The 16405-nt window shown below is 50.2% G+C and carries 16 protein-coding genes; all 16 read right to left on the bottom strand.

Going from position 1 to position 16405, the window contains the following annotated elements:
- Positions 1 to 19: 19 nt before the first annotated feature.
- The 16 genes from HYD27_RS09765 to HYD27_RS09840 all read right to left on the bottom strand — a co-directional run bounded on the left by HYD27_RS09765 (position 20) and on the right by HYD27_RS09840 (position 16308).
- The gene (locus HYD27_RS09765) at positions 20 to 787 is read right to left on the bottom strand and encodes a flagellin N-terminal helical domain-containing protein (protein WP_219214240.1); all 768 of its coding nucleotides are present in this window, start codon (positions 785 to 787) and stop codon (positions 20 to 22) included.
- Between the two features lie 234 nt (positions 788 to 1021).
- On the bottom strand, positions 1022 to 1792 hold the full coding sequence (locus HYD27_RS09770; RefSeq protein WP_219214242.1) for a flagellin N-terminal helical domain-containing protein: 771 nt from the start codon (positions 1790 to 1792) through the stop codon (positions 1022 to 1024).
- 232 nt (positions 1793 to 2024) lie between these two features.
- Positions 2025 to 2792: a flagellin N-terminal helical domain-containing protein gene (locus HYD27_RS09775; RefSeq protein ID WP_219214244.1), complete on the bottom strand. Its 768-nt coding sequence runs from the start codon at positions 2790 to 2792 to the stop codon at positions 2025 to 2027.
- A gap of 182 nt (positions 2793 to 2974) precedes the next feature.
- Positions 2975 to 3214: a carbon storage regulator CsrA gene (gene csrA / locus HYD27_RS09780; protein WP_219214246.1), complete on the bottom strand. Its 240-nt coding sequence runs from the start codon at positions 3212 to 3214 to the stop codon at positions 2975 to 2977.
- Positions 3214 to 3663, bottom strand: a complete 450-nt coding sequence (gene fliW, locus HYD27_RS09785; protein ID WP_219214248.1) for a flagellar assembly protein FliW — start codon at positions 3661 to 3663, stop codon at positions 3214 to 3216. The genes csrA and fliW overlap by 1 nt, the downstream gene beginning before the upstream one ends.
- A gap of 88 nt (positions 3664 to 3751) precedes the next feature.
- Positions 3752 to 4660 carry a flagellar hook-associated protein FlgL gene (flgL, locus tag HYD27_RS09790; protein WP_219214251.1) on the bottom strand — a complete coding sequence of 303 codons (909 nt, stop codon included), beginning with the start codon at positions 4658 to 4660 and terminating at the stop codon, positions 3752 to 3754.
- A 23-nt stretch (positions 4661 to 4683) separates the two neighbouring features.
- Complete coding sequence (gene flgK, locus HYD27_RS09795; protein ID WP_219214253.1) at positions 4684 to 6264, bottom strand: flagellar hook-associated protein FlgK; 1581 nt, start codon at positions 6262 to 6264, stop codon at positions 4684 to 4686.
- Positions 6265 to 6280: 16 nt separating this feature from the next.
- Positions 6281 to 6781 carry a flagellar protein FlgN gene (locus HYD27_RS09800; protein WP_219214258.1) on the bottom strand — a complete coding sequence of 167 codons (501 nt, stop codon included), beginning with the start codon at positions 6779 to 6781 and terminating at the stop codon, positions 6281 to 6283.
- A gap of 12 nt (positions 6782 to 6793) precedes the next feature.
- Entirely contained in the window at positions 6794 to 7081 is a 288-nt protein-coding gene (flgM, locus tag HYD27_RS09805) for a flagellar biosynthesis anti-sigma factor FlgM (protein ID WP_219214261.1), read from the bottom strand.
- 106 nt (positions 7082 to 7187) lie between these two features.
- Entirely contained in the window at positions 7188 to 7595 is a 408-nt protein-coding gene (locus HYD27_RS09810) for a TIGR03826 family flagellar region protein (RefSeq protein WP_219214263.1), read from the bottom strand.
- A 296-nt stretch (positions 7596 to 7891) separates the two neighbouring features.
- On the bottom strand, positions 7892 to 8746 hold the full coding sequence (locus tag HYD27_RS09815; protein ID WP_219214266.1) for a ComFC family protein: 855 nt from the start codon (positions 8744 to 8746) through the stop codon (positions 7892 to 7894).
- A 5-nt stretch (positions 8747 to 8751) separates the two neighbouring features.
- Complete coding sequence (locus HYD27_RS09820) at positions 8752 to 10794, bottom strand: helicase-related protein (protein ID WP_219214268.1); 2043 nt, start codon at positions 10792 to 10794, stop codon at positions 8752 to 8754.
- 119 nt (positions 10795 to 10913) lie between these two features.
- The gene (locus tag HYD27_RS09825; protein ID WP_219214270.1) at positions 10914 to 11357 is read right to left on the bottom strand and encodes a glycosyltransferase family A protein; all 444 of its coding nucleotides are present in this window, start codon (positions 11355 to 11357) and stop codon (positions 10914 to 10916) included.
- A 278-nt stretch (positions 11358 to 11635) separates the two neighbouring features.
- Positions 11636 to 12358: a response regulator gene (locus HYD27_RS09830; protein ID WP_219214272.1), complete on the bottom strand. Its 723-nt coding sequence runs from the start codon at positions 12356 to 12358 to the stop codon at positions 11636 to 11638.
- Between the two features lie 4 nt (positions 12359 to 12362).
- Positions 12363 to 13520: a sensor histidine kinase gene (locus tag HYD27_RS09835; protein ID WP_219214274.1), complete on the bottom strand. Its 1158-nt coding sequence runs from the start codon at positions 13518 to 13520 to the stop codon at positions 12363 to 12365.
- A 58-nt stretch (positions 13521 to 13578) separates the two neighbouring features.
- On the bottom strand, positions 13579 to 16308 hold the full coding sequence (locus HYD27_RS09840; RefSeq protein ID WP_219214276.1) for a stalk domain-containing protein: 2730 nt from the start codon (positions 16306 to 16308) through the stop codon (positions 13579 to 13581).
- Between the last annotated feature and the right edge of the window lie 97 nt (positions 16309 to 16405).

A 16405-nucleotide genomic window follows, 5' to 3' on the forward strand; every position in this document is an offset into this window, starting at 1 on the left:
AAACCATCTAATAAACAAATTAACGGAGCAGGGACAATACACCTTGCGGAGCGGAGTTTGCTTGTGCCAGCATGGATTGCGATGCCTGCAGCAAAATATTGTTCTTTGACAAAGCAACCATTTCCTTTGCCATATCGGTGTCACGGATACGGGATTCGGATGCTGTCAAGTTTTCGACTGTAGTGCCCAAGTTATTGGATGTGTACTCTAGACGGTTTTGCACCGCACCGAGATTAGCACGTTGGGTAGCTACCTTTTCAATTGCTGCACTGATATCACTAAGTGAGTTGGAAGCTGTCAGATTACTGAAACCAGTTCTAGATACACCGCTAATTTCGATTGTGAAATCCTTATCATCCGCTTGAATGGTAACCGAGGATGTAATAGCAATTCCGTTAAAAGTCGTCTTGGTCATGATGCTGTCGATCTGCGAACCCAATTGATTCAGCTCGGCATTAATATTGGATTTATCACTATCGCTGTAAGTCCCATTTTCTTTTTGTACGTTCAGTTCTTTCATGCGGGTCAGCATGGAAGATACTTCGTTCATTGCACCTTCAGCTGTCTGTGCAAATGAGATACCGTCTTGAACGTTACGTTGTGCCTGTTCCAGACCACGGATTTGACCGCGCATTTTTTCGGAGATGGACAGACCCGCTGCATCGTCAGCGGCGCGGTTGATCCGCAGACCGGAAGACAGCTTCTCCATGTTTTTGCTTGCTGCTGCGTTGTTCAGTCCCATATTGCGGTGAGTATTCAATGCTGGAATATTGTGGTTGATAATCATTTGTTATTTCCTCCCTGAATGGTTTTATGCCCACATCCTTGTGGTATCAGCGCTCTTCACAGGTCGATCGCCCTAGTGAATCAACACTCTACACTATTTATCGTCTGCACACAGGTTATTGTTTATAGCTCATCTCTTATTTTTATGGTTTTTATCTTATTCCTCTAAGAAATTACGATTAAAAAAGGCCCTGCATCTGCAGGGCCTTCGGCAAAACACTTCAAGGAAAAGATATTAACGAAGCAGGGACAATACACCTTGTGGTGCAGAGTTCGCTTGTGCCAGCATGGATTGCGATGCCTGCAGCAGGATATTGTTCTTCGACAAAGCAACCATTTCTTTTGCCATATCGGTGTCGCGTATACGGGATTCGGATGCTGTCAGGTTCTCAACCGTTGTTCCCAAGTTGTTCGATGTGTATTCCAGACGGTTCTGTACCGCACCCAGGTTGGCACGTTGAGTTGCTACTTTCTCAATTGCACTGCTGATTGCACTAAGTGCATCTGTCGATCCCAAACCATTAAATCCAGATGTGTCAACACCATTAATTGTGATCGTGAAATCTTTATCATCGGCTTGAACCGTGACTGAGGATTGAGTGATGTTAATTCCGTTAAAGGTTGTTTTGGTCATGATGCTGTCGATCTGCGAACCCAATTGATCCAGCTCGGCATCAATATTGGATTTATCACTATCGCTGTAAGTCCCATTTTCTTTTTGTACGTTCAGTTCTTTCATGCGGGTCAGCATGGAAGATACTTCGTTCATTGCACCTTCAGCTGTCTGTGCAAATGAGATACCGTCTTGAACGTTACGTTGTGCCTGTTCCAGACCACGGATTTGACCGCGCATTTTTTCGGAGATGGACAGACCCGCTGCATCGTCAGCGGCGCGGTTGATCCGCAGACCGGAAGACAGCTTCTCCATGTTTTTGCTTGCTGCTGCGTTGTTCAGTCCCATGTTGCGGTGAGTATTCAATGCTGGAATATTGTGGTTGATAATCATTTGTTATTTCCTCCCTGAATGGTTTTATGCCCACGTCCTTGTGGTATCAGCGCTCTTCACAGGTCGATCGCCCTGGTGAATCAACGCTCTACACTATTTATCGTCTGAACACAGGTTATTGTTTATAGCTCCTCCTTTATTTTTATTGTTCTAATCTTATTCTCTCTGAGAAACAAGGATTAAAAAAAAGACCCTGCACTGCAGAGCCTTGGCGAAACACTCAAAGAAAAAATTACCGAAGCAGAGACAATACCCCTTGCGGTGCAGAATTAGCTTGTGCCAGCATGGATTGCGATGCTTGCAGCAGGATATTGTTCTTCGACAGAGCAACCATTTCCTTTGCCATATCGGTGTCACGGATACGGGATTCGGATGCTGTCAGGTTCTCAACCGTTGTTCCCAAGTTGTTCGATGTGTATTCCAGACGGTTCTGTACCGCACCCAGGTTGGCACGTTGAGTTGCCACTTTTTCAATTGCATCACTAATTGAAGTAAGTGAGTTGGAAGAGTTCAGACCACTGAAACCAGTTCTAGATACGCCGCTAATTTCGATTGTGAAATCCTTATCATCCGCTTGAACGGTAACTGAAGATGTGATAGCAATTCCGTTAAAAGTCGTCTTGGTCATGATGCTGTCGATCTGCGAACCCAATTGATTCAGCTCGGCATTAATATTGGATTTATCACTATCGCTGTAAGTCCCATTTTCTTTTTGTACGTTCAGTTCTTTCATGCGGGTCAGCATGGAAGATACTTCGTTCATTGCACCTTCTGCTGTCTGTGCAAATGAGATACCGTCTTGAACGTTACGTTGTGCCTGTTCCAAACCACGGATTTGACCGCGCATTTTTTCGGAGATGGACAGACCTGCTGCATCGTCAGCGGCGCGGTTGATCCGCAGACCGGAAGACAGCTTCTCCATGTTTTTGCTTGCTGCTGCGTTGTTCAGTCCCATGTTGCGGTGAGTATTCAATGCTGGAATATTGTGGTTGATAATCATTTGTTATTTCCTCCCTGAATGGTTTTATGCCCACATCCTTGTGGTATCAGTGTCCACAGGTCGGCCGCCCTGAAGAACCACTGCTCTTTAATAAATATCGACAATTAATTGAGCATTGTTTATACCTATCTGTTATTTTATTTAGTAACCGATTGTTTCCTCGAATGTCGATTTTTCTCACATCAATTACTGCCTTTTTTTTGATCCAAATCCAACATGACAGATTTAATAGCCGCCAAATCCATAACTGCAACCTGGTTATTTAACTGAATGGCATCATATATTTCCTTACGGTAGATATCAATATCTCTTGGAGCAGTGATACCCATTTTCACGACATCCCCTTCTACGGACAGTACCGTGAGAACAATGTCATTATGAATTACAATAGATTCTCCTTTTTTACGCGTAAGCACCAGCATCAGGAATCACCGCCTTCATTATCCCTTGCAGGTGCAGTCCAAAGAGGATGTTTCGTTGTGTAAGGTGTATTCTGCAGTACTATTTGCTTCGCTTTATAACTCTCGATATTAAAGATAATAGGTGCCAACAAATTAATAGTGGTATTCTTCCTATCGCTGTGCCATGTAACTATACAACGAACAGAAACTTGGTCGCGATTAACAATTCCTATATCCAATATTGTGTCATCCGAGAGAGCAAATTCGTAGTCGGTTATAAAATCAAATGGATTGACAGTGATAAAACTAACCTCTGGCTGATCCACAGCACTTAGTAAACTGAATACCTCATTATGCTCCTGCAGGGTGAACTCTCTTAGCTGATCAAAACCTGGCAAGCCTTTCGGGAACAAATATACGGGTATAGTCGAAGTTGGAACATTCTCCCGTTGCTCATGAACTGGTGTCATTCTATCATCCTCCTCGGAATACTAACAAAAGAAGCTATGGACTGTATACTTGTCCATAGCTTCTCATTTCGGTTTCAAAGAATCAAGCCTAGCTCATAAAATCCATTAAAGAAGGCTGTAATATTTGAGCTGAAGATTTCAAGGCGGACTCATAGATGGTCTGTGCAGTTGTAGATTTTATTATTAGCTCGGCAATGTCCGCATCCTCTGTTTTCGATTGCAAATTGGTCAGATTCAGATCCCGGTCAACCAGGCGAGCCTGTACCAGTTCTACACGATTTGTGCGTGCACCAACTTCAGACAGGCAGGACTGCATTTTGTTGGATCTCGATTCGATGTTAGCTGTCTGGGCACTGATTTGTGTGTAATCGCCACTGTCTAACGCGGCAATCAGATCATCCATGACTTTAAAGACATTGTCTCCATCCGTAGAGCTGCCAAAAAACTCGCTGCCTGTTGTATTCACCTGAAAAGTAGACTGGTCACCGATGGCATATTTCACCGCTCCTGTATCGGTGTCAATCTGAGAAAAATTCGTAACTGTGCCGGATATTTCATAGGGTACCTGATTATAATTCTGGCCGTTAAAAATGTATTTCCCTTTAATTTGGGCATTTCCGATATTGCCCATTTGCTCCTTCAGCTGCTGTATCTCAAGCTTAATCGCATCCAAGCCAGATTGCGGCAAGGTTCCATTGCCCCCTTGCACAGTCAGCTCTTTAAGCCGTTGCATTACATCTGTAGCCTGCTGCATCGTTGTATCAGTGTAATCCAGCCAGCTTACCGCAGAATCGGCATTGGTCTGGAACTGCTCATTGGAAGCAAGCTCTGCTCTGTATCGAAGCGCATAAGTTACCCCGACCGGATCGTCGGAAGGCTTATTGATTTTGCGGCCGCTGGAGATCTGGTTCTCCATGTCACTCATATTGCGGTAATTTCTGTTCAAATTGCTGAGTGTCTGCATGCTCATCATATTTTGGGTGACTCTGATAGACATTCATTTGCCTCCTTCCGCTATTTTTAGAGGCCTACTCGGCCTGTACCATTGATCAGCTTGTTAAGAAGTTCGTCAAAGGTTGTCATAAACCGTGAAGCTGCACTGTAGGCATGCTGAAATTTAATCAGATCCGTCATTTCTTCATCGAGCGATACCCCACTGACTGACTGTCTGTTCAGCTCCACTTGATCTGTCAGCTGCTCTGCATTCTTCGTTTGACGTTCAGCCTCCTGTGTCTGGACACCTAATTGGCCCACAATGGAGCTGAAGAAATCATCGACGGTTCCTGGCGTTGACAAGGCATCTCCAAAATCAAATTTTGCAGTCTTTAAGCCCGCCATAATAAGCGCCATATCATTATTGCCAACCACTACTTTTTCATTGGCAGTACCTGCGTTCTCAACTCGCATGGAGGTAGAGATTTTGTTAGGGTCCTTTTGAATTTCCGGGTTCAGTGTAATGTTGCCTGCAGTAATGGCTCCTCCGTCTTTGGAAGTGAAGAGCGCAAGTCCTTTTTCAGGAGTTGTTCCATTTACGGTGTACCCCAATTGAAGGATTCCATTTATGCCTTTTACCGTTACCTTAGTGTCAGCCGTTAGTGTTCTGTTATTATTTGCATTCGAATAAGTGACCGCCGTTCCGTTGGTTCCGGTATTCAGCACTGTGCCTTCAGGCAACACAGTACCCGCAGGAAGGGTGATCTCAACATCGCCGTTGGCAACCGTATTGGCTAATTGGTCCATTTGCGCTTTGTAGTCAGTGACATATTTATCTCTGGACATAATCATTCCATACACTTCACCGCCGGTAAGCGTTCCGCCATCGTACGCCGCCTTCAGGCTGACCTCAGTTACTGGAGTAACCTGATTCCCTGCTACTGCCAGCTGTCCCCCCAATGTCACTTGGTACCCGTCACTCAGTTCGGTGACTTGAACGTTAGCAAGCTTGGAAAGTTTATCGATCGCCAAGTCCCGTTGATCCCGGAGGTCATTCGGGTTGTCTCCAAGACCTTCCAGCTTCATAATGTTGGTGTTCAGGTCTGCAACCGTTTGAAGAAGGGAGTTGATCTCCGTAGCCTTCAAAGTAATATTATTGTTGAGGTCCGAGGTTAATGCATCCAGCTGTGTGCTGACCTGATTCATCGCATCGGTAAGTGCCTGTGTAGTTTCTTTGACGATCTTGCGGTTGGTAATGTTCTCAGGGTCCAGGCTCAGATCGGACCATGCACTCCAAAAGTTGTCCAGAACCTTGCGAATCCCCGTATCTGACGGCTCATTCACAATGGCTTCAAGCTTCTCCAGCGTGTCATATCTGATGCTCCAGCTGCCAAGATTGGAATTCTCATTACGGAACTGGTCATCCAGAAAGCTCTGTCTAATCCGTTCAATTGAGGTGAATTCAACACCGGTACCCATTTGCCCGGCTGCTGCAGAGCGCAGGAACCCATAGGCTTCCATGGGAAGAGAGGCTTGCATCTTCACAACTTGTCTGGTGTAGCCTTCCGTATTGGCGTTGGATATATTGTGTCCTGTCGTATTTAAAGCTGCCGTTTGGGTGTTCAGGCTTCGTTTGGCGGTTTCTATACTATGAAATGTTGAGGTCATCTTTTACTCCTCCAAATTAGGCCCGAGAATCAAAGAGTCCGGGGCGTTGCACCCCGGCTGATTTTCCCGCCGGATGATGATAAGTAGCTTCTGTCTCAGAATAATAAGACATGCTTTCAATCGAAAAATCTATATATGAGAGCGCTTGTTGCAGCAATTGCTGATTCAGCGTATTTGCTTCTTTAAGCTTCTGCAGGGTACCCGAAAGCCTCTTCTGGATATCCAGCAGTTTTTGTTTGTCTTCCAGATCAAACACAAGCCGGGAGAGCTCTGTTAAGTTGAGGTTCAGGTTGGACCTTATCCCAACTCCCTGCAGAAAGGCATATGCCGCTTGCCCCCGCTCTTCCTCCAGCTGTTCGATCAGCTTTAATTGCTTGGATTCCTTGTTGAGAATTCTGATAAGATCTTCTACTTTGTTTTCCTTAATGGACTGCTTCTTGGAATCGGCCAGATCAAGCATATGCACATGTGCTTCATCCAGCCGTTCCAATGATTCTAACAATGGTGTAAGTGTCATGGATGGATTCACCTAATTCTCGGAGGATTGCTTGAAGTAGGGGGCGAGTGTGGCTGCGAGCTTAGCTGCGTCGACTTGGTAGGTGCCTGCGGAAACTTGCTGTTTCAGGCTTTCAATCTTGCTCGCACGTTCAGCGTCAACTTCGCCGCTCTTCTGCGCCTGCAATAGCTTTATCGCTTCATCAGAGATCGAAACCTCATCCTTGCGTGAGCTCTTCTTCATTTGTTCCTGCCTTTGCGACTCAGCACTGCGTTGATATGGGTTAATGGGATTAATTCGTCCGGTCTCGTTAATTTTCATAACTTCCACCTTCCTTCTGATATAAAAAAGCCGATAATCTTTACTAAGTTTATCGGCCACGTTTGAAACATTCTTTATAGCTGCAAGCGTTTTTTTGCAGATTTAATTACTCCCGGAGCTTGTCGACAACCCGATACGCGCCTTCGCCAGGCTTTTTGGCGGTTTCGGCAGCAGCGCTTTCCTTGGCCGCATTCGAGAGATCCTTCCGCAAACGGGTCCGGCAGCTGTCGCACATATGCCCATCCCGGATTAAGGACCCGCATACTTCGCAGGGGTACATCATATTGGGGGCATTCGCTATAGAAATTCGGCCTTCGCGAATAAAACGGGTGATTTCCTTGATGGGGATTTCCGTTGCATCGGACAGCTCCTGAATAGTGGTGCCCCGGTTCTCACGCAAGAACTTCACGCAGGCTTCGTACTGGTGCTCCAATTCTTTAACGCAGGGCTGGCACAGTTCCATAATATTTTTGACGTATAACCGGCCGCATCTTGGACAATTGTCTAGATTCATTTTCAGCAGCGGCTCCCTTCTAAACAGTTTGTGCAGCGTGTAGACTTCTTATGCTCCTAGATTACATGATTGCAGGAGCTTCGTCTATGATTAGTATCGGCTATGGAATGTCATAGATTACATTATTATAACAAAAAACACTATGAAATCTGATCCCTATCTTTTACAGATTCAGAAAGCCGCCGTGTTTACTGCATGGAAGAGTTCTAAGAACTGAGCAAATGCGGCCGGGCTGGTCAAAGGAACGGCCCAATGGCTTGGCCGAAGCCGTGCTCTGAGCCTCAGGATACCTTCCCTTATGAGCGTGCCCAGGTCAGGCTGTATATTTCCGCAATGCAGCTGTACTTCTTGGTTAATATCTTAAGTGTCTCCGCACAAGCACGCACCGTGCTTCCTGTGGTGTAAATATCGTCAATAATGATAATCTGCAGCGGCCTTGACCGGATCAGCGGCCCAAGTGAATCCAGCCAACAGGCGAACTGTGCTCCAATTGCCGGATCGGGGTTGGCGGCAAAAGCATGCTTCATATCGGCTAACCGCTCGGCCCGGCTTTTGAAGCTTTGTTTGCCGGTATGATGGGTACGGACCAGCAGCGGAAGCTGCGGAATCCCCCTACTCCCGGACAGGACGCCAGCCAGCCGCTCTGCCTGGTTAAATCCCCGTTCGGCCAGCCGGGAGCCGCTTACGGGAACCGGAACCAGCAGGTCGGCTTGCCATAGGCCCGCGCGGCCGGTACCTTTGCTTTTCAAAACCGGAAGCTGCCGCTGGACTTGTACATAGTGCTTCATCCGCTCCTGCTCAGCTTGGAGTATCGTATAAGCCTGATCCAGCATCAGCCCCAGGATGGGGGCCAGCCTTTCATCCCCCCGATATTTATACTGACCAAGGAGTTCGCGCATCACGCTTGTATAGGCCACTGCACTGCGGTTGCACACAATTGGAACCGGATCACCGCCGCGGCTGCAATCGGGACAGCCCACATGGCGGCCGCATTTGGAGCAGCGCGGATTGCGGATCCAGGGGATGGAGACCATGCAGCTCTTGCAAACTCCGGGAAGCTCGGATGAAGCTTGACACTTTTTGCCGCATATGGGGCAGTCGGAGGCAGAAGGTGCGAGCAGGGACTGGGCAATTTTCAACCATGTGTTCATCAAGTTCATCCTCTGGCTTCCTTGCGTATGTATCCCTGTCTTCGGGCAAGGGCATTCATTGTACGGATCTGTGCGACCGCTCCCCGTTGCGGCCTCGTCCACTGGGGGGAGAGAAACAAAACGGTTCCGGCCGGGTCCTCCCTGGAACGCCCGGCTCTTCCGGCCATCTGGACCAGTGAGGCCTCGTCGAACAGGCTGCTGTCTGCATCCAAAATAAATACATCGCTGCGTGGAACTGTAACACCCCGTTCGAGAATGGTGGTGGTTACAAGAAGCGAGATTGCGCGGCTGCGGAAAGCCGCAACCTTCTCGGCTCTTAGGGGGTCCTGGGCGAAGGTCCCCTCGATAGCAGCAGCGGGGAAGCTCTGCCGGAGCATAGCCAGAAGACCGCCGATGTGGGCAATCCGCGCCACAAACAGAAAGATTTGTGCCTTGCGCGCGAAGGAGCTGCGAAGTGCCTGAAGCAGCTTCTTGGGCAGAGCCCCGCGCTTCAGGCAAGTCTGGACCGAAGCAGCCGCCAAATGACAGGGTACCGGCAGCGGATGACCGTGAAAGCGGACAGGCACTCTGGCATGCGGCAGCTTGCCTGAGCGTGCCAACCGCTGCAGATCTTTGGGCGGAGTGGCGGATAGGTAGATGAACGCCCCTCCGGGTCTGCAGGCATGCTCCGCCGCATAAGCCAGCATGGGATCGTTATGATAGGGGTAGGCATCGAGCTCATCGATGATGACCAGGTCAAAGCTCTGGTGGAAGCGCAGCAGCTGATGCGTAGTGGCCAAGGTCAGCCGGCCATATAACCAGCGGTCTGCGCTGCCGCCGTACAGCACGGCGAGTGCCACCGCCGGGAAAGCCTTGGCAAGCCGCGGCGCCAGCTCCAGTACGACGTCGCGCCGCGGCGTCGCTACGAGTGCGCGGCCTCCGGCAGCGAGCACTGCCTCCAGGAGCGGGAAGGTGATCTCCGTCTTCCCCGCTCCCGTGACCGCCCAGAGCAGGAACCGCTCTGGGCTTAAGGCGGCGGAGCGCCGGCGCGGCTCCGCCAGGAACCCCAGCGCAGCGCCGGCGGCTCCCGCCTGCGCCGCGCTGAGCCCCCACCGGCGTGCCGCCACGGCGGGGGAAGTCCCGGCCGTGCACCGCACGGCCGGAGAGGCCGCGCTGCGCAGCAGCAGCGCGCATGCCCGGCTGCGCCCGAGTGCGAGGCAGGCCTCGCAATAGGCGCAGCCCGCAAGGCCGCACGCGGCACAGGCCGTGCGGCCGGTTGCGGCGCTGCCGCAGCGCAGGCAGCGCGGTTCGGCGCGGCGGGCGGCAGCGCCGCGCCGGGGCAGCAGCTGCGGCAGGCGGAGCGCCGCAGCGCGCACGAGGCGGCCGGTGACCGCAGGGAACCGGCCTGCGCCAAGCCTGCGCGCGCGGGCACCGCGCGCAGGAACTGCACCCACAGCGGCCTCCAGCCTCATCCGCCCCTGCAGATGCGCCAGCTGAGCGGCTGCACGCCACTGCCCGGCCAATTCCGGAAGCTGCTCGGCAAGAAGCGCTTCCGCTTCGGGCTGGAGCATCGAGCGTCCCTCCAGTGCCTGTGCCAGCTGTTCTGCCGCTGCTCCAAGAGAGAATCGGCATCTCTTTTCTTTCAAGTCCGCTGAATTGAACTGTCCTTCTATAACGCCTGCCCTCCCGCTATGTACAGCAGCTTCTTCCGCTTCTTTCAGCAGTGCACAAACCGAGATTTCTTCATATAATCTGCCTTCGCTCCACTCCCCCCCGGCTGTCTTCTCTTCGCCAAGTTCTGCTCTGAGCACCTTCACCATGTACATCCCCCACTCCGCTTTCTGCCATTGCCGTGCCGCTCTAGTTGAAACCCATTGCTGCCGCAGCTTCACTGCCCAACCGAGGGGAAGCGAGTTAGAGAGAACCACCAGCTTATCCGCAGATCGGTTATTCCAGCCTGCCCGTTCCTCCCCTGTTCCGTCCCACCACGCCCAGTCTACACTCATATTGATTGAAATTCTTACCTCCCACTCTCCTCCAAGCTCTACACCATACACAGCAGCCTGCATCCTTTTCGCCTCCTGGAATTTTTTATCAACGCTGCAGCCTTACCACGCAAAAAAGCACACCCTCCCAATTCTGGAGAGTGTGCTTCACCCGTTTCCTGCCTGGCTTGCATATGTTATGATTATTCGCCTCGCTTTGATCTGCATTCCCTGCTCCACGGCATTTGCAGAAAAGACAGCGGTAAAGAATGTCCCGACTCCCGTAAATCCACTATAATTCCGGGCTGCAGCTTAAGCTCCGCTTCCATCAAAGAGTTGGGAGCCGCAGGAGCAAAATCCAGCGCAGAGCCATTTCGGGCAAGCCGTGAGGCTATGTCCACCGTTCCATCACTTGACCCTTCATCCATCAGGGTAATCTGCAGCACCTTTCCGCTCAATAGAGCATGGAAGGCCAGCGCTCTGATGTACCATTCCAACACATATTCATGGTTACGGGTAATAAGAATGTAATGAAGCCGTTTGCCAGACCGGCTGCGCTGCCAGGATTGCTCCCGGCCATGCAGAATATGAACCAACACTACCGCAAAAACATAGATGGCCGCTATCCACATTAACTGGGCTGCCATGGAGATACACCTCCTCTTATACCGACACTATATGCCGGGAATAAAAGGTCGGTGACTGCCCAGAGCAGACTCCCATTTACGTTGAACTCAGGGTTTCCGGATACTCCATAAATTTTGCTTGCACATAAACAGCCGGGTCAAATTCATGATTTGCGGGTACATATTTCCAAACCAGTATCATGCAGAATTCGACACATGCTGCAGACTCAAACAGTACTTTAAATGCAGCAGAGCGGCTGCATCCATTATATGTAATGTTTTGAAGCTTCACCCATGCTTCACAGGGTTACCCAGCCATATTTGATCGAATTGATTACAGCCTGCGTGCGATCGTCAACTTCCATTTTTTGCAGGATGCTGCTGACATGGTTTTTGACCGTTTTTTCACTGATAAAGAGGTATTCACCAATCATCTTGTTGCTCTTGCCTTCCGCCATCAGCCGCAGCACTTCCGCTTCACGCCGGGTCAACGGATTATTATCGCCTGCAACAAATTTGACCCCCGCCTCTTTAACCGCAGTTTCGGCAATCGCTCCTGTCTCATTGAGATAGGTCATGCGCCGCAATTGGTTAATGAGCTTGCCGGTAACCTTGGGATGAATGAACGCATGGCCTTCACAGACCGAACGAATGGCATTAATAAGGGATTCCGCCTCCATATCCTTCAGCAAATATCCATTGGCCCCCTTGCGGAGCGTCTCAAATACATAGCTCTCATCATCGTGAATAGATAAAATAATAACTTTGACATCCGGGAACATTTCCCGCAGCTTTTGTGTGGCTTCCACACCGTTTTCAATCGGCATATTGATGTCCATCAGTACGATATCCGGTTTGTTTTCATTGCAAAATTCAAGCACCTGAATACCGTCGCCGCATTCTCCAATAACCTCAATATCTTCCTCCATATTTAAAATCCGCTTAAGCCCTTCACGAAACAACTGATGATCATCGGCCAAAAGAACCTTTATGGGCGACTTGCCAGAATTCTGGTGTTCCATCACATTACTCCTTTCCTTTTTCCACATTCGTCGGAATGTGAATGACAATTGTTGTGCCCTGATTCTCGGCTGACAGTATTTCCATTCTTCCTTCCAGCAGCTCCACGCGTTCCCGCATGCCGACCAGCCCAAAGCTTTCCCGGTTTGCCTGCTCACTGATTTTTTTCACATTGAAGCCTAATCCGTTATCCTTCACGACAATCTTGATCAACTGAGCCTGGTAAGTAATCTCCACCAATACATAACTTGGAAAAGCGTGCTTTGCCGCATTTGACAAAGCTTCCTGAACCAGACGGTATACCGCTGCCTCCATGGCTGAGGACAGCCGGTGCTCCTTGCCCCTTGTTTCAAAAGAGGTACGGATCTTCGTCTTTTCCTCATAATCATGCACGTATTTCCTCAGTGTCGGAATCAGTCCCAAATCGTCGAGCGCCATCGGACGCAGATTAAAAATCACCTTGCGCATTTCTTCCAGACTGTATCTTACCTGCCCTTTCAAGTCTAATACTTCGTCCTGCACCAGCCCAAATTCCTGCTTTACCAGCATTCTTTCTACAATTTCCGTCCTTAGGACTAGATTCGCCAGCATTTGAGCGGGACCGTCATGAATTTCCCGGGCAATTCTCTTCCGTTCCTCTTCTTGAGCCAGGATGATTTTCAGTCCGATCATCTGTCTATTCTTCGCAGATTCGACAATCCTGGTCACTTGTCCTAGTTCTCCGGACAGATATTCCAAAACAACGCTCATTTGCGAACCAATCGATTCGGCACGCTCGACCGAATTTTCGACACCGCGGACCCGCAATTGCAGCTCGTCGCGCCTGCTCCGCAAATAGGCCTCTCTCTCCCTCGTCATCATAAGCTCAAGCTGAAGCTCTGTAGCTTTCTCATAAGCGATCCGGATATCCTTCTCTGAATAGCGGACAAAATCCCGGCTGACTTCTGTCAGCCGGATACGGGAGCGGTGGTACTGCAGCTCCAATTTGTCTACCTTTTGCAATGTTTCATCCGTTTCTTCCATGACCCGCTGCAGTTCTTTGGTGAGTGCAACAAGCTCATCCCGTGCAACCTGCAATATTTCAAATATCTGATACTTGCTGCTCTCCATCACGTCGATGGTATTCTTAATGACGCGATCTATCGCATCGGCTTGAAATTCCACGGATGCTTGCCCCATTTCTATCGGATCGTATTAAAGGCTTTCCTTTAATATTACCATATCACGATTCGATAGTTACGGTCTTCGTTTTCTGTTCCCATTTTACGGTCAATCCGAGCTGTTCCGAGACCAGTCTAAGCGGTACTAAAGTCCTGCCCTGTAGGATTAAAGGCGCTACTTCCGCACTTTGACGTTTGCCGTTCAGCACATATTCCTTCTTGTTCACCGTCAGATCAAGCGCCTTGGCTCCGCGGAGCACCATGATTTTCTTGGTGTTCTGATCCCATGCCGCACTGCCGCCAAATGCATCCAGGACAACCTTTATCGGCACATAGGTTGTTCCGTCCTTAACAATCGGTGCCACATCAATCGCCTTCTTTGTCCCGTTAACCGTTATGGACTTGGAGCCGATGCTCATTGCGGCGGTTCCCTTTGGAAGTCCGGCCTCACTGGAGAGCGAAGGCATTACGAAGGACAGGTTGTCAAAAGCAACTGTTCCTGTCTTGGCCCGTTCATCCTGGCCCTCCTCCACATTGACTACATACACACGCTTCAGCGCTGCCGGAAATTTGATGCCTGAGTTCGACAAATCAATATTGAGGCTCTTCCAGCCGTTCCAGTCAATTACTTTGGCCAGATCGATGTATGAAGTGGTTCCGCTGCCGTCCACCACCTCGGCCCGCAGCCAGTTCAGACTCATATCTCCCATTACATCCAGTGACATCGATGTTGCCGCTGCCGGAATCTGTTTGCCGCTTGTCCCGTTGAACTGGGCATAAGCATACATTTTACCGCTGCCGGCAGTCATATCATAGCTGAGCTGCAGTACCTTGGAGCCGGCTTTTTCGGCACTCCCGGCCACGACTGCCGCAGTTCCCGTCACACTGCTCACATTTGAGGTAAACGCGATAGGATAACCTACATTTTCGAAATTCTCCCATGGGGTAGCCGCAGCTGCCGATAATACAACCGCAGTACTGAAGCCATCATAACGGGCGATGGCATATCCTGTCGTAACGCCAGCGTTCACCGACGTAACCGTCAGCTTGCCATCCTGCACACTGCCCTTGAAGCCGATAAACTCCCACTTCAGCGAGGCCGGAGGAACTGTAAGCGACGTTCCATTTTTGGCTAAGGCTGTCACCGGTACAGATACAGATGCACCTGCTGTAAGCGGTGCTGTAGCCGTACCCACCGTTAAGCTGGAGAGGTCTTCCCCACCGAGAACCGTAACCTTCGTCGTAGCGGTGGCAACACCGCTGACAGCTGTCAATGTAGCTGTGCCTGCTTTGACTCCGGTCACTTCCCCTGCACTTACGGTTGCACTGCCGTTGCTAGAAGTCCATGCAGGGTTGCCTGAAGCCACATCTACCGGATTGTAGTACGTATCATAGCCTTTTAAAGAATAGGTTGCCTTTTGTCCGATCAGCAGTACAGAGCTGCCGCTGATTTTGATCCCTTTCACTTCCCCTTGCGGAGCCGAGGTATACACTCCAAGCCCGTTGACGATGCTGCGCTGCTCTGTGCCGTATTCCGTATTGAAGGTCAGGGTAGTCGAGGTCTCGGCAAGCGGCCGGTCCACCATGGTTGTAGAGCCGCCTCCGTCCAGATTCAGTCCCTTCCAGACACCGATATTCGTCATGAAGGATTGCAGCTCGGTCAGTGACATGCCCTCGCTGTTGGCATTATCTTGGACTGCAATCACATATACATACCGTCCGTCCTGCGAGTAGCCCAGCGCTGTGCGGGCCCGGTAGCCGCCGATACTTGAGGTGGAGCGCGAAAATGTAGCCGCTTTTCCGTTATTCACCAATATGGTGTGCCCGCCGATCATCATCTGCAGACTGGCCGGGTCGAGTACCTGCTGCGTGGTTTTGGAGCGCAGGGTGTAGACACTGCTCAGCTTTTGCCCTACAGCCAGATGGGATTTAACAAACTGTGCCGCCAGCCCGTGTGTGCGCAGGATATAGGCTCCCTCAGGCACCGCTATGGGCAATGCCATATCCGCAGAAATCTGGGTGATAGTTTCATTCTCCACAAGCACCTCCGTAGGTGTAGTGGAGCTGTTTTTTGGCCGGTCCAGTGCAGTCCAGGCATCCGTATAGATATAAGCCGCATTGGCATGACTATAGGTCGAGCTGCCGCCTTCCGGGCTGTAAGCGCCTTTATTGATACCGGAGAGCGGAAACTGCGCTCCATCCTCTGCTGTTACCAGCCCTTCGAATGAATACTCATCAATCACGGGCTTGCGGTCTTTGGTCACAGCAAAGGCGTACATTCCGTCGAGCTGCGAAGGTGTGGATACTACTATCCCTCCGGACACCTGACCACCAATGGGTGCACCTTCTCCGCCTGTATTGAAATAGTCGCCGTTTACCGCAGCCACTGCACCGGTCTCCGCAGCCATTCCGCCGGTGCTTTGCCGTGTAGTTAAATTGCCGCCCTTCCCCGTCATTACATCAAGAGAAACATAAGGATTGTTCAGGTCTACGCGGATGACATTCGCCAGACCGGTCACCGTTTTCCCGGAACGGGCTGTTGTAAATTTATAATTCATCATAATAGCACCTGAGGTAATCACTTCTTCCCCCAGCTTGGTTACGGTAAAGGATGAGGCTGCCTGTGCGATTGGCGCCGGCCCTGAACCTAACTGCGGCATACCTTCACTGCCGAGAACGGGCATGATCCACAGCACTCCGGCCAAAGAGGCTGCAATCCATTTTTTTGCCGGAAGCTTTTTCATTCCGCGCAATTGCTCTTCGCTCTTTTTCCCCATGAAAACTTCATTCATTTCAGCGTAACTCTCCCATCTCTTTTTTAAAATATAAGAATCTTGCAAAGGCTGGGAACTCGTTCCTAGTTTCCCGTTATACCTTTAATAGACTGAA

The sequence above is a fragment of the Paenibacillus sp. S150 genome (assembly GCF_019352175.1).
GTDB lineage: Bacteria > Bacillota > Bacilli > Paenibacillales > Paenibacillaceae > Paenibacillus_AQ.